Source organism: Klebsiella sp. C349492, assembly GCF_042055345.1.
Classification (GTDB): Bacteria; Pseudomonadota; Gammaproteobacteria; order Enterobacterales; family Enterobacteriaceae; genus Klebsiella; species Klebsiella scottii.
Window position 1 is genome coordinate 74234 of sequence record NZ_JANQCE010000008.1, and the last position, 19576, is coordinate 93809.

Below are 19576 nucleotides of genomic sequence, written 5' to 3' on the forward strand. Positions count from 1 at the left end.
TGGGCTCAGCGCGAACCCGGCGACGAATACTTTTTGGTGCGGCGGGTCGCCGCGGCGTTTGCCGGATCGTCCGGCCAGACGTGTTTAGGGTAGCGCCCCTTCATCTCCTTTTGCACTTCCCGATAGGCTCCCTGCCAGAAGGCGCTGAGATCGCGGGTAATTTGCAGCGGGCGCTGGGCGGGCGACAGCAGCTCCAGCACCAGCGCCATGCGGCCCTGGGCAATCATCGGAGTCGTCGCTTCGCCAAACATCTCCTGCATGCGTACCGCCAGAGCCGGCGGGTTTTCCTCATGGTAACGAATGGCGATCCGGCTGCCCGTCGGCACGACGTAGTGCGTTGGCAGCTCGCTATCGAGCTTCTGGCGCAGCGGCCACGGCAGCCAGTTTTGCAGCGCCTGGCGAATATCCAGCGCCCTGAGCGCGCGCAGCGAGTGCACTCCGCTCATTTGCGGCAGCAGCCACTCCTCCAGCGTAGCCAGCAGAGAAGCCTCATCAACCGCCGGCCACGCCTCCTCCGGCAGCCACTGCGCCGCGCAGTGCAGGCGCAGACGGAGCTGCTCCGCCTCCGCCGTCCAGTTCAGCACGCTGAGGCCTTTATCGCGAATGCCGTTGAGCATCGCCCGGTGCAGCTCCTCTTCCGACGGTTTTGCCAGCGGCTGAGTTTTGATCACCAGCTGGCCGATACAGGTGCGTCGCCAGGCCTTCAGCGTTCCCTGGGCCTCATCCCACTCCACGGTATCGGAGCGCTGCGCCAGATCCGGCAGCTGCTCCAGCAGCGCGGTAATATCCAGCGGTTGCGCAAGTAAAATGCGCGCATCCGGCGATGAGCTTCCCTGCAGCAGCAGAGGCGCAATCAGCCACTCATGGCGTCCGAGCGCGTCATCGGCGTTAAGCATCGCCCCCATGCCGTTTGCCAGCTGATAGCGCCCCTCCTGGCCGCGTCGGCGGGCAATCCGGTCGGCAAAGGCCGGCGCCAGCAGCGCCGCCGCGCGCTGCGCGTCCGGATAGCCTCCGCGGCTGCCGAGGCGCTTCAGCAGCTGCTGCGCCCGCTGCTGCCAGCCAGGTTGCTGGCGGGCAAACGCCGAGCCAAGATCGCTATTGCCGCCGCGCGGCGGTTCTTCGAGGATCGCCGCCAGCTTAGCCGCCGTTGCCGCCGCATCGGGAGAATCCGCCGCGGTCAGCATGGCCGCAAGGCGCGGATCGTTGCCCAGCGCGGCCATTTTACGCCCGCGCGCCGACAGCCTGCCGCCCTCCAGCGCCGAGAGCGCCGTCAGCAGGCGTCGGGCCGCCGCCAGGTTGGCTTCCGGCGGCAGATCCAGCCAGCGGAGTTCGGCGGGATCGTGACATCCCCACTGCAGCAGCTCCAGCAGCAGCGACGAAAGATCGCTTTGCAGGATCTCCGGGTCGCTCTGCGCCGCCGCGCGTTCCGCCTGCTCTTTGGCGATCAGATGCAGGCAAATACCGGGCTCAAGACGCCCGGCGCGACCGGCGCGCTGGGTCATGGATGCCTGGCTGATACGCTGAGTTATCAGGCGGGTTAAGCCGGTGCGGGGGTCAAAGCGGGCAACCCGCTCCTGGGCGCTATCCACCACCAGACGGATCCCCTCAATGGTCAGGCTGGTTTCGGCGATATTGGTCGCCAGCACCACCTTGCGCGTTCCCTTCGCCGCCGGCAGAATCGCCTTACGCTGCTCGCTCAGCGGCAGCGCCCCGTACAAGGGACAGATAGCCACATCGTCGGCAACCCGCCCGGCCAGCAGCTCCTGCACCCGCTGAATTTCGCCGACGCCGGGGAGAAACAGCAGCATCGACCCGCTCTCCTGGCGCAGCAGCTCGGCGGCGGCTATCGCCACCGCCTCATCGAAGCGCTGGTGTGCGGCGAGCGCCTGATAGCGCTTCTCCACCGGGAAAGCCCGGCCTGCGGAGGTAATCACCGGCGCCTGCGGCAGCAGCCGCTGCAGGCGATCGTTGTCCAGCGTCGCCGACATAATCAGCAGCTTAAGATCGTCGCGCAGGCCCTGCTGCACGTCGAGCAGCAGGGCGAGGGCCAGATCCGCCTGCAGGCTGCGTTCGTGGAACTCATCGAGGATCACCAGCCCAACGCCCTTCAGCTCGGGATCGTGCTGGAGCGTGCGCGTCAGGATCCCCTCGGTGACCACTTCGATTCGGGTATTCGGCCCGACGCAGGTTTCCGCACGCATCCGGTAGCCCACGGTATCGCCCGGCTTCTCGCCCAGCAGTTCGGCAAGGCGCTGCGCCACGTTGCGCGCCGCCAGCCGGCGCGGTTCCAGCAGGATAATGCGCCCGTCGATATGGCCCGCCGCGAGGATTTGCAGCGGCAGCCAGGTCGATTTACCGGCGCCGGTTGGCGCATTGAGCAACACCTGCGGCGCCTGCTGCAGAGCGGAGAGAAGTTCGGGGAGGACGGCAGCAACCGGCAATGAGGACACGAAAGGCTCCAGGGCTTAACATTCAAGGGCAGGCATTGTAGCATCACGCCAGACTTGTCGTCTTTCGCGTTGCAGATCCGCTGCAGGTTGACATTCATCGCACTGAAATGATTAGCGGGTATTTATCATGTCCGAGCCGAAAAGGCTGTTTTTCGCCCTTGAACTGCCTGAAGAGGTGCAGCGACAGATCGTCGACTGGCGCGCCCTGAGCTTCCCGGATGACGCCGGCAGGCCGGTGGCAAAAGATAATCTGCACCTGACGCTGGCGTTTCTTGGCGAGGTCAGCGCGGATAAGCAGCGCGCGCTAGCGGCGCTGGCGGGACGCATTCGCCAGCCCGGCTTTACGCTGACCCTCGACGATGCCGGACAGTGGCTGCGTTCGCGCGTGGTGTGGCTCGGTACGCGCCAGCCGCCGCGCGGCGTGCTGCAGCTGGCCAGCATGCTGCGCGCGCAGGCGGCCCGCAGCGGCTGCTATCAAAGCCCGCAGCCGTTCCACCCGCATATCACCCTGCTGCGCGACGCCCGCAGCGCGGTCCCCATTCCGCCGCCCGGCTTCAGCTGGACGTTTGCGGTCCGTGAATTTGTACTTTATGAATCCAGCTTTGCCCGCGGACGTACCCGCTATACCGCGCTGGAACGTTATCCCTTCAACAAGGAAAGCTGATGCAGTTCAACCCACCGCTCCAGTCCGCCGTTCTGATTAAACGTTACAAACGATTTCTGGCCGACGTTGTGACTCCCGACGGGCGGGAGCTGACCCTGCACTGCCCGAACACCGGGGCGATGACCGGCTGCGCTACCCCCGGCGATACCGTCTGGTATTCGACCTCTGACAACGTGAAGCGCAAGTATGCCCATACCTGGGAATTAACCGAAACCCAGCAGGGCGCGACAATTTGCGTGAATACTTTACGCGCCAATACGCTGGCGAAAGAGGCGATACTGGCGGGAAATATTCGCGAACTTTCTGGCTATAATACGTTGAAAAGTGAAGTGAAATATGGTGGTGAGAATAGCCGCATCGATATTATGTTACAGGCAGAAGATCGACAAAACTGCTATATTGAAGTGAAATCGGTTACCTTAGCGGAAAAAGAGAGCGGTTATTTCCCCGATGCGGTCACCGAGCGCGGCCAGAAGCACCTGCGGGAGCTGATGGGCGTGGCGGCAGCGGGAGATCGGGCGGTTATTTTGTTCGCCGTGCTGCATTCGGCGATCGACCGTTTTTCTCCCGCTCACCACATTGATGCCAGATACGCACAGCTATTGATTGAAGCGCAAACCAAGGGGGTTGAAATTCTCGCATATAAAGCGGAACTTTCTACCGAGATGATGACTCTGAATAAGCCGATTACCGTGGTGTTAACTCCCGGTAAACAAACGGCTAAATAGTGTCCGGGTCGCGAGCGCAAATACGCTTTTCTTCACAGGGTTGTCAAGTGTAACGTTTAGATAATTGCTATCCGGAAAAGCATCTGCTATTTATAGCGGCCTGATTTTTCCCCCACCATGGGGATCGATAGTGCGTGTTAAGGAGAAGCAACATGCAAGAAGGGCAAAACCGTAAAACATCGTCCCTGAGTATTCTCGCCATCGCTGGGGTGGAGCCGTACCAAGAGAAACCGGGCGAAGAGTATATGAATGAAGCCCAGCTAGCGCACTTCAAGCGTATTCTTGAAGCATGGCGTAATCAACTCAGGGATGAAGTGGATCGCACCGTATCACACATGCAGGATGAAGCAGCTAACTTCCCGGACCCGGTAGATCGTGCCGCTCAGGAAGAAGAATTCAGCCTGGAACTGCGTAACCGCGATCGCGAACGTAAACTCATCAAAAAGATCGAGAAAACACTGAAGAAAGTCGAAGACGAAGATTTCGGCTTTTGTGAATCCTGTGGCGTTGAGATCGGCATTCGCCGTCTGGAAGCGCGTCCGACCGCTGATCTGTGCATCGATTGCAAAACTCTGGCGGAAATTCGCGAAAAACAGATGGCTGGCTAATCCACTTCGCTATCGTATCTCCGGCGGGAGTTTCTCCCGCCTACATGCTCTATAGACCATGAATGACTCACGCTATACAGGCCGCTTTGCCCCCTCACCTTCCGGCGAACTCCATTTCGGTTCCTTGATTGCCGCACTCGGCAGCTATCTACAGGCTCGGGCAAAAAACGGGATCTGGCGCGTACGCATTGAGGATATCGACCCGCCGCGGGAAGTTCCCGGCGCTGCCGATACCATTCTGCGCCAGCTTGAGCACTACGGACTGCACTGGGATGGCGAAGTGCTGTGGCAGTCGCAGCGTCATGAAGCCTACCGCGAGCACCTTGCCTGGCTGCATGAGCAGGGGCTTTGCTATTACTGCACCTGCACCCGCGCGCGTATTCACTCCGTCGGCGGCGTCTATGACGGCCACTGCCGCGACCTGCGGCTGCCGGCTCAGAACGCCGCTCTGCGCATACGCCAAACCCGGCCGGTTCTCGCGTTTTATGACCAGCTGCGCGGCACCATCGTTGCCGACGAGCCGCTGGCGCGCGAAGATTTTATTATCCACCGCCGCGACGGCCTGTTCGCCTATAATCTTGCGGTAGTGGTGGACGATCGTTTCCAGGGAGTGAGCGAGATAGTCCGCGGCGCCGATCTTATTGAGCCCACGGTGCGGCAGATTTCGCTCTACCAGCACTTCGGCTGGCAGGCGCCGGATTATATGCATCTGCCGCTGGCGCTGAACGCCGAGGGGAATAAACTCTCCAAACAAAATCACGCCCCGGCGCTGCCGGAAGGCGATCCGCGTCCCGAAATTATACGGGCGCTAATGTTTCTTAATCAGGATGTTGAGCAGGAATGGCGAGCGTTGAGTATCGATGATTTACTCAAACAGGCGGTAGCGAACTGGAAACCGGAAAAAATCCAGCATTCTCAAATGGCTCCCGCTGAGCTATGATTAGCCGCAATTTTTACTCATCGCCTTACGCATTGCCGCTGCGATAGCCGCATTTGTCCGCCCAGGTGACATAGTTCGCTATGCAACCGGGAGCCCACAAGCCTGTCGCCGTGCTGCAATCTGAAGTCCATAGAGTAGCTTTTTGGTCCTGAAGTCAGTCTGACACTACGAGGTGCAACATTTTTACCCGAGTCGCTAATTTTTGCCGTAAGGTGCTAAGCCGTGAGGAACGCGAGGCAGAAGCCGCCGTCGAACAAACGCATATGACGGTTATCCCGCGTGAACAGCATGCAATTTCCCGCAAAGATATCAGTGATAATGCCCTCAAGGTGCTCTATCGACTGAACAAGGCGGGCTACGAAGCCTATCTCGTCGGCGGTGGCGTACGCGACCTCCTGCTTGGCAAGAAACCGAAAGATTTCGACGTCACCACCAGCGCTACCCCGGATCAGGTACGTAAACTGTTCCGCAACTGCCGCCTGGTCGGTCGCCGTTTCCGTCTGGCTCACGTCATGTTCGGGCCGGAGATTATCGAAGTCGCCACCTTCCGTGGTCACCACGAAGGGCATACGACCGATCGCGTAACCTCGCAGCTCGGCCAGAACGGCATGCTGCTGCGCGATAACATCTTCGGCTCCATCGAAGAAGATGCCCAGCGCCGCGATTTCACCATTAACAGCCTTTACTACAGCGTTGCCGACTTTACCGTGCGCGATTACGTTGGCGGCATGAGGGATCTGCAGGAAGGCGTTATCCGCCTGATTGGCGATCCGGAAACCCGCTACCGCGAAGATCCGGTACGCATGCTGCGCGCGGTGCGCTTTGCCGCCAAGCTCAATATGAGCATCAGCGCAGAAAGCGCCGAGCCGATCCCGCGCCTTGCGGCGCTGCTTCACGACGTCCCTCCGGCGCGTCTGTTTGAAGAAGTGCTGAAGCTGCTGCAGGCGGGCTACGGTTTTGATACCTATATGCTGCTGCGCGAATACAACCTGTTCCAGCCGCTGTTCCCGACCATCACCCGCTACTTTACCGAGCACGGCGATAGTCCGATGGAGCACATCATCACCCAGGTTCTGAAGAACACGGATAACCGCATCCATAACGATATGCGCGTTAATCCGGCGTTCCTGTTTGCGGTGATGTTCTGGTATCCGCTGCTGGAAATGGCGCAGAAAATTACCCAGGAAAGCGGCCTGGCGTACAACGACGCCTTCCTGCTGGCGATGAACGACGTGCTGGACGAAGCCTGCCGTACGCTGGCGATTCCGAAGCGCATCACCACCCTGGTTCGCGATATCTGGCAGCTGCAGCTGCGGATGTCCCGCCGCCAGGGCAAACGCGCGTGGAAGCTGATGGAGCATCCAAAATTCCGCGCCGCGTACGATCTGCTTGAGCTGCGCGCCGGCGCCGAAAAGAACGGCGAGCTGCTGCGCCTGACCAAATGGTGGGGCGAGTTCCAGGTAGCCCCGCCGCCAGATCAAAAAGATATGCTGAACGAACTCGATGAAGAGCCGGCGCCGCGCCGCCGTCATCGTCGTCCACGCAAACGCGCCCCGCGCCCGGGCGGCGCATGACGCTCGCCTTTATCGCCCTCGGCAGCAATCTGGCCGCTCCTCTGGAGCAGGTTAATGCTGCCGTCGCTGCGCTGGCGGAGATCCCCAACAGCCGGATCGTCGCCGTCTCCTCTTTCTACCGCACGCCGCCGCTGGGACCGCAGGATCAGCCTGACTACCTTAACGCCGCCGTCGCGCTGGAGACCGGGCTTGCCGCAGAAGAGTTGCTGAATCATACCCAGCGCATCGAGCTGCAGCAGGGTCGCGAACGCAAGGCCGAACGCTGGGGCCCGCGCACGCTCGATCTTGATATCATGCTGTTTGGCGAGCAGGTTATTGACAGCGAACGCCTGACGGTGCCGCATTACGACATGAAAAACCGCGGCTTTATGCTGTGGCCGCTGTTTGAGATTGCCCCTGAACTCCATTTTCCTGACGGCGTCGCGTTACGCACCGTACTGACCCGGCTCGCTGCCGATAAACCCGCCCTCTGGTAGTCCCCGCGGCTTTAAGCAATTACGGCAATCGTGGTCATCGGTTGCCTAAAACCGTTGCCCCCTCCAATGCTGCTGTTAGAATGCCGGTTAATATGACTTTCATCATCAGGAAACGTTATGAAACCGACCACTATCGCCCTGCTGCAGAAATGCAAACAGGAGAAGAAGCGCTTCGCCACGATCACCGCCTACGACTATAGCTTCGCCAGGCTGTTTGCCGATGAAGGCATCAACGTGATGCTGGTTGGCGACTCGCTGGGCATGACGGTACAGGGCCACGACTCCACGCTGCCGGTGACGGTCGAAGACATTGCCTACCACACCCAGGCAGTACGTCGCGGCGCTCCGGCCTGCCTGCTGCTCGCCGACCTGCCGTTTATGGCCTACGCCACGCCGGAACAGACCTTTGCCAATGCCGCCGTGGTGATGCGCGCGGGGGCGAATATGGTCAAAATCGAAGGCGGCGCGTGGCTGGCTGAGACCGTAAAAATGCTGACGGAACGGGCGGTGCCGGTTTGTGGTCACCTTGGCCTGACGCCGCAGTCGGTTAACGTTTTTGGCGGCTATAAGGTTCAGGGACGCGGCGATGCGGCCCAAACGCTGCTTGACGACGCGCTGGCGCTGGAAGCCGCAGGCGCGCAGCTGCTGGTGCTGGAGTGCGTGCCGGTCGCGCTGGCCCAGCGCGTTACCGACGCGTTGACCATCCCGGTGATCGGCATCGGCGCGGGCAACGTTACCGACGGGCAAATCCTCGTTATGCATGACGCCTTCGGCATCACCGGCGGCCATATCCCTAAATTCGCTAAAAATTTCCTCGCCGCAGCAGGCGACATACGCGCGGCGGTACGGCAGTATATTGCCGAAGTGGAGTCCGGCGTCTATCCGGGCGAAGAACACAGTTTCCATTAAGGAGTCTTGTTGTGCTGATTATTGAATCCCTGCCGCTGCTGCGTCAGCATATCCGCCGTTTACGTCAGGAAGGCAAGCGCATTGCGCTGGTCCCCACCATGGGCAACCTGCATGACGGTCATATGAAGCTGGTTGATGAAGCGAAAGCCAGCGCTGACGTCGTGGTGGTCAGCATTTTCGTTAACCCGATGCAGTTCGACCGCCCTGACGATTTGACGCGCTACCCGCGCACGCTGCAGGACGATTGCGAGAAGCTGAACAAACGCAAAGTGGACTTCGTATTCGCACCGGCTCCGGCGGAAATCTATCCGCACGGTACCGAAGGTCAGACCTACGTCGATGTTCCAGGCCTGTCGACCATGCTTGAAGGGGCCAGCCGTCCGGGCCACTTCCGCGGCGTCTCCACCATCGTCAGCAAACTGTTCAACCTGGTGCAGCCGGACGTTGCCTGCTTTGGCGAGAAGGATTTCCAGCAGCTGGCGCTGATCCGCAAGATGGTTGCCGACATGGGTTACGATATCGAGATTATCGGCGTACCGATTATCCGCGCCAAAGATGGCTTAGCGCTCAGTTCACGCAACGGCTACCTTACCGCTGACCAGCGCAAGATCGCCCCAGGGCTGTATAAAGTGCTGAATAGCGTGGCGGAAAAGCTGGCGGCCGGCGAGCGTAATCTGGATGAAATGATTACCCTTGCCGGGCAGGAGCTGGACGAAAAGGGCTTCCGCTCCGACGATATTCAGATCCGCGATGCGGATACGCTGCTGGAGCTGACGGAAACCAGCCAACGGGCGGTGATCCTGATGGCAGCATGGCTCGGCCAGGCGCGTCTTATCGACAATAAAATCGTCGAGCTCGGCCTGTAGACAAAGGTTAAAAACCGGGCAATACTGCCCGGCATTTGCTCAAGCGGATGCGACATCCGCTTCGTTTTCGTCAGGTAGATACCCGCAATAGTTCGAGTGCAGCCAGCCTGTATGCCGCTTGAAGTATGACGGGAATAAAGGTAGACACTATGATTCGTAATATGCTGCAGGGCAAACTCCACCGCGTAAAAGTCACCCAGGCCGATCTGCACTATGAAGGCTCCTGCGCTATTGACCAGGATTTCCTTGATGCGTCCGGGATCCTCGAAAATGAGGCGATCCATCTCTGGAACGTGACTAACGGTAACCGCTTCACCACCTACGCCATCGCCGCCGAGCGCGGCTCCAGAATCATTTCCGTTAACGGCGCGGCGGCGCACTGCGCCAGCGTCGGCGATATTCTGATCATCGCCAGCTTCGTCACCATGAGCGATGAAGAAGCCCGCAGCTGGCGGCCAAAGGTCGCCTATTTTGAAGGCGACAACGAAATGAAGCGCCAGGCCAAAGCCATTCCGGTCCAGGTTGCCTGATGCCTTGCGACGCCCTGCTCAGGACGGGCGTCGAGCTATCCCTGCGGCTGGTTACTGATCAGCCGCGACATCGTCTCCAGCGAATCCGTGCGCAGAATATAGAGCCGCTTCAATAAGAACGGATTATCCCCGGGTTTCACCTTCCCTCTCACCGTGGTCACCGCCATATGAAAACCGGCATCGTTCGCGGCTTTGACCGCCGTGGCGTTATAGCCGCCAAACGGATAGGAGAGATACAGCACGTGCGGATTAAACTGCGTCAAGGCGCGGCGCGAGTGCTCAAAATCAAACAGGATGTTGTGGTAGCTGCGGCTCAGCAGAATCGGATGATGCCAGGCATCAACCCGATGCAGAAAATGGGTATGCGACTGCACGTCAAAGACGTCCTGAATCTGCTTCAGCTCAGAAATACTCATAAACTGCAGCGATTTAGGCGCCCATTTCTGCGGATGGCGCTTAATGCGCGAGGAGATAATAAACGCCGTGGCGTGAAAGCCATACTGCCTGAGGATCGGCCAGGCGTAGCGGTTGACCGACTTCAGGCCGTCATCAAAGGTGATCGCCACCGCACGCGCCGGCAGGTTGACCTTATTGCGCACGTAGCCTTCCAGCTGATACATGGTCAGGGTGGTGTAGCCCTGGTCGCGCAGCCAGGTCATCTGGTTGCTGAAGGCGCGTACGGAGGTGGTGGTCGAGGTATGGCGAAAGCGGGTGTTCTCTTCATCACGCAGGATATGATGATAGGTGAGGATCGGAATGCCGTTATCCTGCTGGGCGTCCAGGCTACTGACCCACGCCAGGCGATTGCCGATACGAATTTGAAACCAGGTCTGATTCAGCCGATCTTTCAGCTTACTGATTATCGGATAGCGCAAATTATTGGCCAGCGTGCCGAACGGCGCGCTGCCGCTGGATGGCGCGTCGTAAACCGGGGTATCTTTCCAGGTGAGCAGGTTTTGATTACTCAGCGGCTTATGCAAATCGCCAAGGCTGTCCTCCACCCGCTGCTTACCCTGCACCGGCTGCAGATGGCCTTTATCGATAAAACCGGTACCAAAGCCGAAGCTGAATTCATAATAATCGGCGGCCGTCGGCACGACGGCAATAATTTGCCCGGCCCGGATATTACCGACGCTGACCACCTGATTGCCGATCTGCGCCCAGATAACCGCGTCTTCAGCGGTTTGCATATAGCGAGCAGGAACGCCCTGTTGGCTTAACAGGCTGGCAGAGGCGCTGAGCGACGTCAGCAGGAGGAGCAGAGCAAAGATTCGGGCAAACATCGACGTCTAACCGCTGGAAAGAAACTGCCGCCATTGTAACAAAAGCGCCATCAATACCAACGCCTAATTGCCGAACGCTTCATGCAGCAGGCGGAAAGGCGGATTCTTTTGCTGCTGGTGCCAGAGGCTGCTGACTACCGGGCCTCCGGCGCTGACTATCGCCTCGCGAAACGCTTCGCTGCTCAGGCTCTCGCGCAGAAGATACATTCTCTCTAACAATGGATAGTCGATTCCGGAGATCACTTCGCAGTGGGTATGCTTATGGCTCATTAGCGCCGCGACCCGATACGGCGCCGCGCCGGTTTCATCGGTCAGAAAGATCGCGCCATCGCCGCTATCGGTTGCGTGCAGCGCGTCGCACATCATCCGGCTCAGCATATTGCTGCTGAGATTACGCCAGTAGTTCACCGCCCGACACTGCGTCAACGGGCCATATTTTTTTTCCAGACGGTCCAGCAGTTCCTGCGCTTTATCGTCATGACAAGCAATTACCCAACCTAACATCGCCTACCTCCTTAGCAGGAGGCTAATTTAACAAGGGGAATGATTGATGTCGGTGATGGCAGTCAAGATTAGCGGATAGCGCTTCGCCTAATCGGTCAGCGAAGCGCCAAATATCGCCCGCTAGCTGCGCAGACCGCGTCCGCGCTGGATCAGAGACCAGCACAGCAGATAGAACGCGACGATAAATACCACCAGTACGCCAAAGGTGGTAATCAGCGGAACATCGTTGATGCCGAGGAAGCCGTAGCGGAAGCCGCTGATCATGTAGACGATCGGGTTAAGATGCGACAGCGCCTGCCAGAACGGCGGCAGCAGGGTCAGAGAATAGAAGACCCCGCCGAGATAGGTCAGCGGCGTCAGCACGAAGGTCGGGATCAGGCTGATATCGTCGAAGGTTTTGGCAAATACCGCATTCAGCAGACCCGCCAGCGAGAAGAGGATGGCAGTCAGGATCAGCGTCAGCCCAACGAACAGCCAGGAGTGAACCTGGAACGGGACGAAGAACAGCGAGATCGCGGTGACGAGGATCCCCACAAACAGCCCGCGCGCCACGCCGCCGCCAACGTAGCCGATGATAACCACGTGCGTCGGCACCGGCGCCACCAGCAGCTCCTCAATATTACGCTGGAATTTAGCGCTGAAAAAAGAGGAGGCCACGTTGGCGTAGGCGTTAGTGATCACCGCCATCATAATCAGGCCCGGCACGATAAACTGCATATAGGTGAAGCCGTGCATTTCGCCGATGCGCGAGCCGATCAGGTTGCCAAAAATGACGAAATAGAGCGTCATGGTGATCACCGGCGGCACCAGCGTCTGGATCCAGATACGCATAAAACGGTGGATCTCTTTGGCCCAGATGCTTTTCAGCGCGACCCAGTACAGCTGCATCATGCTGATTCTCCTTTCCTGTCATGTACCAGCGTGACAAACAGCTCTTCCAGGCGGTTGGCTTTGTTACGCATGCTTAAAACCTGAACGCCCTGCGCGCTCAGCTGAGAAAATACGCTGTTGATCCCCTGCTCGCGCAGCACCTCAACTTCCAGGGTTGAGGTGTCCACCAGGCGATAATGATAGCCTTCGAGCACCGGCAGCGGGCTTTTCGGCGCCAGATCGAGAATAAAGGTTTCAGATTTAAGCTTCGCGAGCAGCGCTTTCATGGAAGTATTCTCCACCAGCTCTCCGCGCTGAATAATGCCGATATTGCGGCACAGCATCTCCGCCTCTTCCAGGTAGTGGGTGGTCAGGATAATGGTGGTGCCTTTATCGTTCAAATCCTTGAGGAAACCCCACATCGAGCGGCGAAGTTCGATATCCACGCCCGCCGTCGGCTCATCGAGGATCAGCAATTTCGGCTCGTGCATCAGCGCGCGGGCGATCATCAGCCGGCGCTTCATGCCGCCGGATAGCATCCGCGCGCGCTCGCCGCGCTTTTCCCATAAATCGAGCTGTTTCAGGTATTTTTCACTGCGTATAACCGCTTCTTTACGCTCAACGCCGTAGTAGCCCGCCTGATTGACGACGATCTGCTGCACGGTTTCGAAGGGGTTAAAGTTAAATTCCTGCGGCACCAGGCCGAGCTGGCGCTTGGCGTTAACCACGTCCTTCTGCAGGTCGTAGCCAAAGACGTTGACCTGACCTGAGGTTTTATTTACCAACGAGCTGATAATGCCAATCGTGGTGGATTTACCCGCGCCGTTAGGGCCCAGCAGCGCATAAAAGTCGCCTGCTTCAACCTGCAGATCGATCCCCCGCAGCGCCTGAACCCCGCCGGGGTAGGTTTTTGTAAGCTGTTTTAATTCCAGAGCAATGGTCATTAAATATCTCTTCTCGTGTCGTGACACGCGATGGGTTGTTTTAAAAAACGTGAGGTTAACCTATATTAGCGCAACGCACTTACCTGGTTATAGGCCGTGAACGTCCATGAACGATATAGATACACTCATCAGCAATAATGCACTATGGTCAAAAATGCTGGTGGAAGAAGATCCCGGTTTTTTTGCAACCTTGTCTCAGGCGCAAAAACCGCGCTTTCTGTGGATTGGATGTTCTGATAGCCGCGTACCCGCTGAACGGTTAACTGGCCTGGAGCCTGGCGAACTGTTTGTGCACCGCAACGTTGCCAATCTGGTGATTCACACCGACCTGAACTGTCTTTCAGTGGTGCAGTACGCCGTTGATGTGCTGGAGGTCGAACATATCATCATCTGCGGCCACTACGGCTGCGGCGGCGTGCAGGCGGCGATTGAAAACACCGAGCTGGGCCTGATCGACAACTGGCTGCTGCATATTCGCGATATCTGGTTTAAACACAGTTCGCTGCTGGGCGAGATGCCCGAAGAGCGTCGCCTTGATACGCTGTGCGAGCTGAACGTGATGGAGCAGGTCTATAACCTGGGTCACTCAACGATTATGCGCTCGGCGTGGAAACGCGGGCAGAAGGTGACGATCCACGGCTGGGCCTACGGTATCCACGATGGCCTGCTGCGCGATCTCGACGTTACCGCCGTCAGTCGCGAAACTCTCGAACAGCGCTACCGTCACGGAATTTCCAACCTCAAAATTAAGCACGTCAATCACAAGTAACTGACGCGCTTTCCGTATCCGGGCAGGCAGCCTGCACTGGACCGGATAAACCCGGCGGCACGCTGCTTAGCCGGGCACCGCAATATTGCTCACCTGCGCCCTACTCGTCCAGCACCACCACTTTGCCCACGTACGGCAGATGGCGATAGCGCTGGGCGTAATCAATACCGTAACCGACCACGAACTCGTCCGGGATAGCGAAGCCGACAAACTCAACCGGTACGCTCACTTCGCGACGGCTCGGCTTATCCAGCAGCGTACAGATGGCCAGCGATTTCGGCTCGCGCAGGCTGAGGATCTCACGCACCTTGGAGAGCGTGTTGCCGGAGTCGATGATGTCTTCCACGATCAGGACATCTTTACCGCGAATGTCTTCATCCAGATCCTTGAGGATTTTAACGTCGCGGGTCGTGGACATGCCGCTGCCGTAGCTGGAAGCGGTCATAAAATCGACTTCATGCGGCACCTGAACTTCGCGGCACAGGTCGGCCATAAACATAAATGAGCCGCGCAGCAGCCCCACCAGCACCATTTCGCTGCCGCTGTCTTTGTAGCATTCGTTGATTTGACGACCCAGTTCGGCGATACGTGCTTTGATCTCGGCTTCCGGGATCATCACTTCTACAGTATGTTTCATAAAACTAACCATTTGATTCTTAAGATAAATCATCAAGGCCGCTGCTCTCACATCGACGTTGACCGGCAAGCTGACCAGTATACCAGTAAAAAGAAATCTGCGGTGCAGGGAATAATAAAAGCCATTTTGTGATTCCGATCACACTTGTTAAATCCTATAATTAATTGCATCTAAAAAATTAACAAACAAAACGAGTAACCTTCTATGGCAGAAACAAAATCTCAACAATCACGGCGACTCGTGACGCTGACTGCTCTCTTTGCAGCGTTCTGTGGTCTCTATCTTTTAGTTGGCGGGGTATGGCTGGCGGCCATCGGCGGCTCCTGGTACTACCCGATTGCCGGTCTGGTTATGCTCGCCGTCACCGTTATGCTGCTGCGCGGTAAGCGTTCAGCGCTTTGGCTGTACGCCGCGCTGCTTCTCGCCACGATGATTTGGGGAGTCTGGGAGGTCGGCTTCGACTTCTGGGCGCTCACCCCGCGTAGCGATATCCTGGTATTCTTCGGCATCTGGCTGATTTTGCCCTTTGTCTGGCGCCGTCTGCCCGTCCCTTCCGCCGGTGCGGTCGCCGGGCTGGTTATCGCCCTGCTGATCAGCGGCGGGATCCTGACCTGGGCCGGATTTAACGATCCGCAGGAAGTGAACGGCACCCTGAGCGCCGACGCCACGCCTGCGGCCCCGATCTCCGCCGTTGCCGACGGCGACTGGCCGGCATATGGCCGTAACCAGGAGGGTCAACGCTATTCGCCGCTGAAGCAAATCAACGCCGATAACGTGAAGAACCTTAAGGAAGCCTGGGTGTTCCGCACCGGCGACCTGAAGCAGCCGAACGATCCGGGTGAGATCACTAACGAAGTGACGCCGATTAAAGTCGGCAACATGCTCTACCTGTGTACCGCCCATCAGCGTTTGTTCGCCCTGGACGCGGCGACCGGGAAAGAGAAGTGGCACTTCGATCCGCAGCTGAACGCGGACCCGTCCTTCCAGCACGTGACCTGCCGCGGCGTCTCTTACCACGAAGCCAAAGCCGACAGCGCGCCGGCTGACGTGGTCGCCAACTGTCCGCGCCGCATCATCCTGCCGGTCAACGATGGTCGCCTGTTCGCCATTAACGCCGACAACGGTCAGCTGTGCGAATCCTTTGCCAATAAAGGGATCCTCAACCTGCAGACCAATATGCCGGTGACCACTCCGGGAATGTACGAACCGACATCCCCGCCGATCGTCACCGATACCACTATTATCATTGCCGGCGCGGTGACCGATAACTTCTCCACCCGCGAGCCGTCGGGCGTCATTCGTGGTTTCGATGTCAATACCGGTAAGCTGCAGTGGGTGTTCGATCCGGGCGCCAAAGACCCGAACGCGATTCCCGATGACCAGCACCACTTTACGCTGAACTCCCCTAACTCGTGGGCGCCTGCGGCCTATGACGCGAAGCTGGATTTAATCTATCTGCCGATGGGCGTCACCACTCCGGATATTTGGGGCGGTAACCGTACGCCGGAGCAGGAGCGCTTCGCCAGCTCTATCGTCGCGCTGAACGCGACCACCGGTAAACTGGCATGGAGCTACCAGACCGTTCATCACGATCTGTGGGATATGGATATGCCGTCGCAGCCAACCCTCGCAGATATTGACGTCAACGGTAAGACCGTACCGGTTATCTACGCGCCGGCCAAAACCGGCAACATCTTCGTTCTGGACCGTCGTAACGGCGAGCTGGTTGTCCCGGCGCCGGAAAAACCGGTTCCGCAGGGCGCGGCGAAAGGCGATTACGTTGCGAAAACGCAGCCGTTCTCCGACCTGAGCTTCCGTCCGAAGAAAGATTTGACCGGTGCGGATATGTGGGGCGCCACCATGTTCGACCAGCTGGTGTGCCGCGTTATCTTCCACCAGCTGCGCTATGAAGGCATCTTCACCCCGCCGTCTGAGCAAGGTACGCTGGTATTCCCGGGTAACCTCGGGATGTTCGAATGGGGCGGTATCTCCGTCGATCCGAACCGTCAGGTGGCGATTGCCAACCCGATGGCGCTGCCGTTCGTCTCTAAGCTGATCCCACGCGGCCCGGGCAACCCAATGGAGCCGCCAAAAGATGCTAAAGGTTCCGGTACCGAGTCCGGCGTTCAGCCGCAGTATGGCGTGCCGTTTGGCGTAACCCTTAACGCGTTCCTGTCACCGTTTGGCCTGCCGTGCAAACAGCCGGCCTGGGGCTATATCTCCGCGCTGGATCTGAAGACCAACGAAGTGGTGTGGAAAAAGCGCATCGGGACGCCGCAGGACAGCCTGCCGTTCCCGATGCCTGTCCAGCTGCCGTTTAATCTCGGGATGCCAATGCTGGGCGGCCCAATCTCCACGGCGGGTAACGTGCTGTTTATTGGCGCCACCGCGGATAACTACCTGCGCGCATACAATATGAGCAACGGTGAGAAGCTGTGGCAGGCCCGCCTGCCGGCGGGTGGCCAGGCGACGCCGATGACCTACGAGGTTGATGGCAAGCAGTATGTTGTCATCTCCGCCGGCGGTCACGGTTCGTTCGGGACCAAAATGGGCGACTACATCGTCGCTTACGCCCTGCCGGATGAGGCGAAATAACCGCTGAAGTCAAAGAGCAAAAGGCCCGGTGAGAACCGGGCCTTTTCTTTTGCGGTTTTGCAGGATAGCCTGCGGAGCCAGGCCCTGCGGCCGGGCTAGACCGTAAAGCCGAGCATCATGCCGGTATCCTCATGCTCCAGCAGATGGCAGTGCGCCATATAGGCAAACTCCTTCGGCGCGTCGTGCTCGAACTTCACCAGCACCTCGCTGACGCCGCCATCGACCCGCACGGTATCTTTCCATCCCGTTCGATGCGCGGCGGGCGGCTGGCCGTTTTCCGACAGAATACGGAACTGGGTTCCGTGGATATGGAACGGGTGCAGCATCATGTCGCCTTTGCCGGAAATCACCCAGCGTTCATACTGCCCCTTCGCCGCGGCGAACATCGGCACGTCCATGTCAAAAGCTTTGCCATTGATACGATTGGCGTTATGGAAGTCGAACGCGTTGCCGCCGTGGTTCATCTGCCCCATACCCGCGTGGTCCATTTTACCCCTCTCGCCGTGGTTCATATTTCCCATGCCGCCGCTATCCATCATGCTGCCGTGGTGCATGCCTGACATCGCCCCATCGCCGTACTTTTTCGTCAGCGCCTGCATTCCCATCATATCCAGCATCGGGTCCATCGACAGCTGCAGCGTGCGTTGGGTCAGGCCTGCCAGCGGCGGCAGCCCGGGCAGCGCCGCCAGCGCATCCGGCAGCTGGCCGGATGCCTGAATCGTCAACGGCTGGACGTGCAGCACCGGCTGCGGCTTATCGAACGGCGCAATCGCCATTCCCATCTGGCTGACCGGCAGCGTGATCAGATCGAAGGCTTTACCGTCGCTGGTATCCACCAGCACTTCAAAGCGTTCCCCCATCAATATCGGCAGCTCGCTCACTTTGACCGGCTCGGCAAGCAGCCCGCCGTCGCTGGCCACCACGTACATCGGCCGGCCATCGCTGGCGGCGAAATTCAGCGAGCGGGCGTTGCAGCCGTTAAGCAGGCGCAGACGCAGCCAGCCGCGCGGGGCGGCGTGCTCGGGATAGAGCGCCCCGTTGGTCAGCAGCGTATCGCCAAACCAGCCGACGGCGGCGCTGATGATATCAAGCTGATAGTCAATTTCGCCGGCGGCGGTGAAGCGCTTATCCTGCACGATCACCGGCACATCATCGATCCCCCACTGCTTCGGCAGCAGCAGGCGCTCGCTCTCCTCATCGGAAATCAGCACCAGACCCGCCAGGCCCATCGCAACCTGGCGTCCGGTTTTACCATGCTGATGCGGGTGGAACCAGCAGGTGGCGGCCCGCTGCGTCGGCGTGAAGCTCACGCTGCGGGAAGCCCCCGGCGCAATGACTCCCTGCGGCCCGCCGTCAACCTCGCCGGGGACCTCCAGCCCGTGCCAGTGCACGGTGGTCTCTTCGGTCAGGCGGTTATGAATATCAACGGTTACCGCCTGCCCTTTTTTGAGGCGCAGCGCAGGGCCCAGCAGATTGCCGTTATAGCCCCAGGTGGTCGCGCTGTGAGGACCAAACTGCGTTTTCCCGGCCTGGATGGTTAACGTGATGCGATTACGCGCGTCGGCGGCGAGCAGGTCTGGTATCGGCAATGCCGGACGAGCGGCGGCAAACACCGGGCGGCTCCAGAGCGGAAGCGCGCTGAATGCGCCAAGCGCGGCGGTTAATTTGATAAATTCACGACGTTGCATTTCACATCCTTTTATTCTGCTGGTGAACTTTTGAGCTTAAACCCTCCAGCAACGGGAAGGTCAAGCAGAAGAGTAAGAATAAAGCTCGGCGTCATGTAAAGAAGTATGCTAACTTTGTTCGTCCGTGATTCAATGGTAAACAAAATGAAGACGCTTTGCAGAACACTAGTGCTCGGCAGCCTGCTTGCACTATCCGCCAATAGCTACGCGTTAAGCGAGTCGGAAGCGGAAGATATGGCTGATTTAACAGCGGTATTTGTTTTTCTGAAAAACGACTGCGGTTACCAGAACCTGCCTAATACCCAGATCCGTCGCGCGCTGGTCTTCTTTGCTCAACAGAATCAATGGGATCTGAGCAACTACGACAGCTTTAATATGAAAGCGCTCGGCGAAGACAGCTACCGCGATCTCAGCGGCATCAAGATTTCGACCCCAAAAAAATGTAAGGCGCTGGCGCGCGATTCCCTAAGCCTGCTGGCTTACGTTAAATAACGTCGTTAAATAAGCCCGCCGCCAAAAAATATCCGCCCGCTATCGCCTC

19 protein-coding genes are annotated in these 19576 nt (G+C 58.6%); 12 read left to right on the top strand and 7 right to left on the bottom strand.

Going from position 1 to position 19576, the window contains the following annotated elements; all coding sequences use genetic code 11:
- Positions 1-5: 5 nt before the first annotated feature.
- Positions 6-2450 carry an ATP-dependent helicase HrpB gene (hrpB, locus tag NWP14_RS23970; RefSeq protein ID WP_375216111.1) on the bottom strand — a complete coding sequence of 815 codons (2445 nt, stop codon included), beginning with the start codon at positions 2448-2450 and terminating at the stop codon, positions 6-8.
- Between the two features lie 127 nt (positions 2451-2577).
- On the opposite strand from hrpB, the gene thpR reads away from it, so the two are divergent.
- From thpR to panD, 9 genes are all read left to right on the top strand, one after another.
- The gene (gene thpR, locus NWP14_RS23975; protein ID WP_095103708.1) at positions 2578-3114 is read left to right on the top strand and encodes an RNA 2',3'-cyclic phosphodiesterase; all 537 of its coding nucleotides are present in this window, start codon (positions 2578-2580) and stop codon (positions 3112-3114) included.
- Positions 3114-3842, top strand: a complete 729-nt coding sequence (sfsA, locus tag NWP14_RS23980; protein ID WP_095103709.1) for a DNA/RNA nuclease SfsA — start codon at positions 3114-3116, stop codon at positions 3840-3842. Before thpR ends, sfsA begins: the two co-directional genes overlap by 1 nt.
- Positions 3843-3994: 152 nt before the next feature.
- Positions 3995-4450 (top strand): RNA polymerase-binding protein DksA, encoded by a 456-nt coding sequence (gene dksA, locus NWP14_RS23985; RefSeq protein ID WP_004858018.1) that lies wholly within the window; start codon positions 3995-3997, stop codon positions 4448-4450.
- Positions 4451-4508: 58 nt separating this feature from the next.
- A complete protein-coding gene (gluQRS, locus tag NWP14_RS23990) occupies positions 4509-5390 on the top strand; it encodes a tRNA glutamyl-Q(34) synthetase GluQRS (RefSeq protein WP_095103710.1) in 882 nt (293 codons plus the stop codon).
- 179 nt (positions 5391-5569) lie between these two features.
- Positions 5570-6964, top strand: coding sequence for a polynucleotide adenylyltransferase PcnB (gene pcnB / locus NWP14_RS23995; RefSeq protein WP_095103712.1), 1395 nt, complete (start codon positions 5570-5572; stop codon positions 6962-6964).
- Positions 6961-7440 (top strand): 2-amino-4-hydroxy-6-hydroxymethyldihydropteridine diphosphokinase, encoded by a 480-nt coding sequence (gene folK, locus NWP14_RS24000; protein ID WP_095103713.1) that lies wholly within the window; start codon positions 6961-6963, stop codon positions 7438-7440. Before pcnB ends, folK begins: the two co-directional genes overlap by 4 nt.
- 117 nt (positions 7441-7557) lie before the next feature.
- Positions 7558-8349, top strand: a complete 792-nt coding sequence (gene panB / locus NWP14_RS24005; protein ID WP_331834579.1) for a 3-methyl-2-oxobutanoate hydroxymethyltransferase — start codon at positions 7558-7560, stop codon at positions 8347-8349.
- An 11-nt stretch (positions 8350-8360) separates the two neighbouring features.
- Positions 8361-9215 (top strand): pantoate--beta-alanine ligase, encoded by an 855-nt coding sequence (panC, locus tag NWP14_RS24010; protein ID WP_375216112.1) that lies wholly within the window; start codon positions 8361-8363, stop codon positions 9213-9215.
- A gap of 149 nt (positions 9216-9364) precedes the next feature.
- Positions 9365-9745, top strand: a complete 381-nt coding sequence (panD, locus tag NWP14_RS24015; RefSeq protein WP_095103716.1) for an aspartate 1-decarboxylase — start codon at positions 9365-9367, stop codon at positions 9743-9745.
- A gap of 35 nt (positions 9746-9780) precedes the next feature.
- On the opposite strand, the gene NWP14_RS24020 is transcribed toward panD, so the two are convergent.
- From NWP14_RS24020 to NWP14_RS24035, 4 genes are all read right to left on the bottom strand, one after another.
- Positions 9781-11028, bottom strand: a complete 1248-nt coding sequence (locus NWP14_RS24020) for a polysaccharide deacetylase family protein (RefSeq protein WP_375216113.1) — start codon at positions 11026-11028, stop codon at positions 9781-9783.
- 63 nt (positions 11029-11091) lie between these two features.
- Positions 11092-11532 (bottom strand): PTS sugar transporter subunit IIA, encoded by a 441-nt coding sequence (locus NWP14_RS24025; RefSeq protein ID WP_095103721.1) that lies wholly within the window; start codon positions 11530-11532, stop codon positions 11092-11094.
- Between the two features lie 120 nt (positions 11533-11652).
- Complete coding sequence (locus NWP14_RS24030; RefSeq protein ID WP_045859825.1) at positions 11653-12423, bottom strand: ABC transporter permease; 771 nt, start codon at positions 12421-12423, stop codon at positions 11653-11655.
- Positions 12420-13346, bottom strand: coding sequence for an ABC transporter ATP-binding protein (locus NWP14_RS24035; RefSeq protein ID WP_095103723.1), 927 nt, complete (start codon positions 13344-13346; stop codon positions 12420-12422). The genes NWP14_RS24030 and NWP14_RS24035 overlap by 4 nt, the downstream gene beginning before the upstream one ends.
- Before the next feature lie 106 nt (positions 13347-13452).
- Here NWP14_RS24035 and can point away from each other — a divergent pair, with 106 nt between their 5' ends.
- Positions 13453-14115, top strand: a complete 663-nt coding sequence (gene can / locus NWP14_RS24040) for a carbonate dehydratase (RefSeq protein WP_045859826.1) — start codon at positions 13453-13455, stop codon at positions 14113-14115.
- A 100-nt stretch (positions 14116-14215) separates the two neighbouring features.
- Here can and hpt read toward each other — a convergent pair whose 3' ends face one another.
- Positions 14216-14752, bottom strand: coding sequence for a hypoxanthine phosphoribosyltransferase (gene hpt / locus NWP14_RS24045; RefSeq protein ID WP_346430390.1), 537 nt, complete (start codon positions 14750-14752; stop codon positions 14216-14218).
- Positions 14753-14956: 204 nt separating this feature from the next.
- Here hpt and NWP14_RS24050 point away from each other — a divergent pair, with 204 nt between their 5' ends.
- On the top strand, positions 14957-17347 hold the full coding sequence (locus NWP14_RS24050) for a glucose/quinate/shikimate family membrane-bound PQQ-dependent dehydrogenase (protein ID WP_375216114.1): 2391 nt from the start codon (positions 14957-14959) through the stop codon (positions 17345-17347).
- A 95-nt stretch (positions 17348-17442) separates the two neighbouring features.
- Here the strand turns inward: NWP14_RS24050 and cueO are convergent, their stop codons facing one another.
- Entirely contained in the window at positions 17443-19035 is a 1593-nt protein-coding gene (gene cueO, locus NWP14_RS24055) for a multicopper oxidase CueO (RefSeq protein ID WP_375216115.1), read from the bottom strand.
- Positions 19036-19179: 144 nt separating this feature from the next.
- Here cueO and NWP14_RS24060 point away from each other — a divergent pair, with 144 nt between their 5' ends.
- Positions 19180-19527, top strand: a complete 348-nt coding sequence (locus NWP14_RS24060) for a YacC family pilotin-like protein (protein ID WP_095104103.1) — start codon at positions 19180-19182, stop codon at positions 19525-19527.
- The last annotated feature ends 49 nt before the right edge of the window (positions 19528-19576 follow it).

Bases quoted from the DNA above. Each gene is read 5' to 3' on its own strand.
- thpR (WP_095103708.1), top strand. From the start codon at position 2,578: ATGTCCGAGCCGAAAAGGCTGTTTTTCGCCCTTGAACTGCCTGAAGAG.
- sfsA (WP_095103709.1), top strand. From the start codon at position 3,114: ATGCAGTTCAACCCACCGCTCCAGTCCGCCGTTCTGATTAAACGTTAC.
- dksA (WP_004858018.1), top strand. From the start codon at position 3,995: ATGCAAGAAGGGCAAAACCGTAAAACATCGTCCCTGAGTATTCTCGCC.
- gluQRS (WP_095103710.1), top strand. From the start codon at position 4,509: ATGAATGACTCACGCTATACAGGCCGCTTTGCCCCCTCACCTTCCGGC.
- folK (WP_095103713.1), top strand. From the start codon at position 6,961: ATGACGCTCGCCTTTATCGCCCTCGGCAGCAATCTGGCCGCTCCTCTG.
- panB (WP_331834579.1), top strand. From the start codon at position 7,558: ATGAAACCGACCACTATCGCCCTGCTGCAGAAATGCAAACAGGAGAAG.
- panD (WP_095103716.1), top strand. From the start codon at position 9,365: ATGATTCGTAATATGCTGCAGGGCAAACTCCACCGCGTAAAAGTCACC.
- NWP14_RS24020 (WP_375216113.1), bottom strand. From the start codon at position 11,028: ATGTTTGCCCGAATCTTTGCTCTGCTCCTCCTGCTGACGTCGCTCAGC.
- NWP14_RS24025 (WP_095103721.1), bottom strand. From the start codon at position 11,532: ATGTTAGGTTGGGTAATTGCTTGTCATGACGATAAAGCGCAGGAACTG.
- NWP14_RS24030 (WP_045859825.1), bottom strand. From the start codon at position 12,423: ATGATGCAGCTGTACTGGGTCGCGCTGAAAAGCATCTGGGCCAAAGAG.
- NWP14_RS24035 (WP_095103723.1), bottom strand. From the start codon at position 13,346: ATGACCATTGCTCTGGAATTAAAACAGCTTACAAAAACCTACCCCGGC.
- can (WP_045859826.1), top strand. From the start codon at position 13,453: ATGAACGATATAGATACACTCATCAGCAATAATGCACTATGGTCAAAA.
- hpt (WP_346430390.1), bottom strand. From the start codon at position 14,752: ATGAAACATACTGTAGAAGTGATGATCCCGGAAGCCGAGATCAAAGCA.
- NWP14_RS24050 (WP_375216114.1), top strand. From the start codon at position 14,957: ATGGCAGAAACAAAATCTCAACAATCACGGCGACTCGTGACGCTGACT.
- cueO (WP_375216115.1), bottom strand. From the start codon at position 19,035: ATGCAACGTCGTGAATTTATCAAATTAACCGCCGCGCTTGGCGCATTC.
- NWP14_RS24060 (WP_095104103.1), top strand. From the start codon at position 19,180: ATGAAGACGCTTTGCAGAACACTAGTGCTCGGCAGCCTGCTTGCACTA.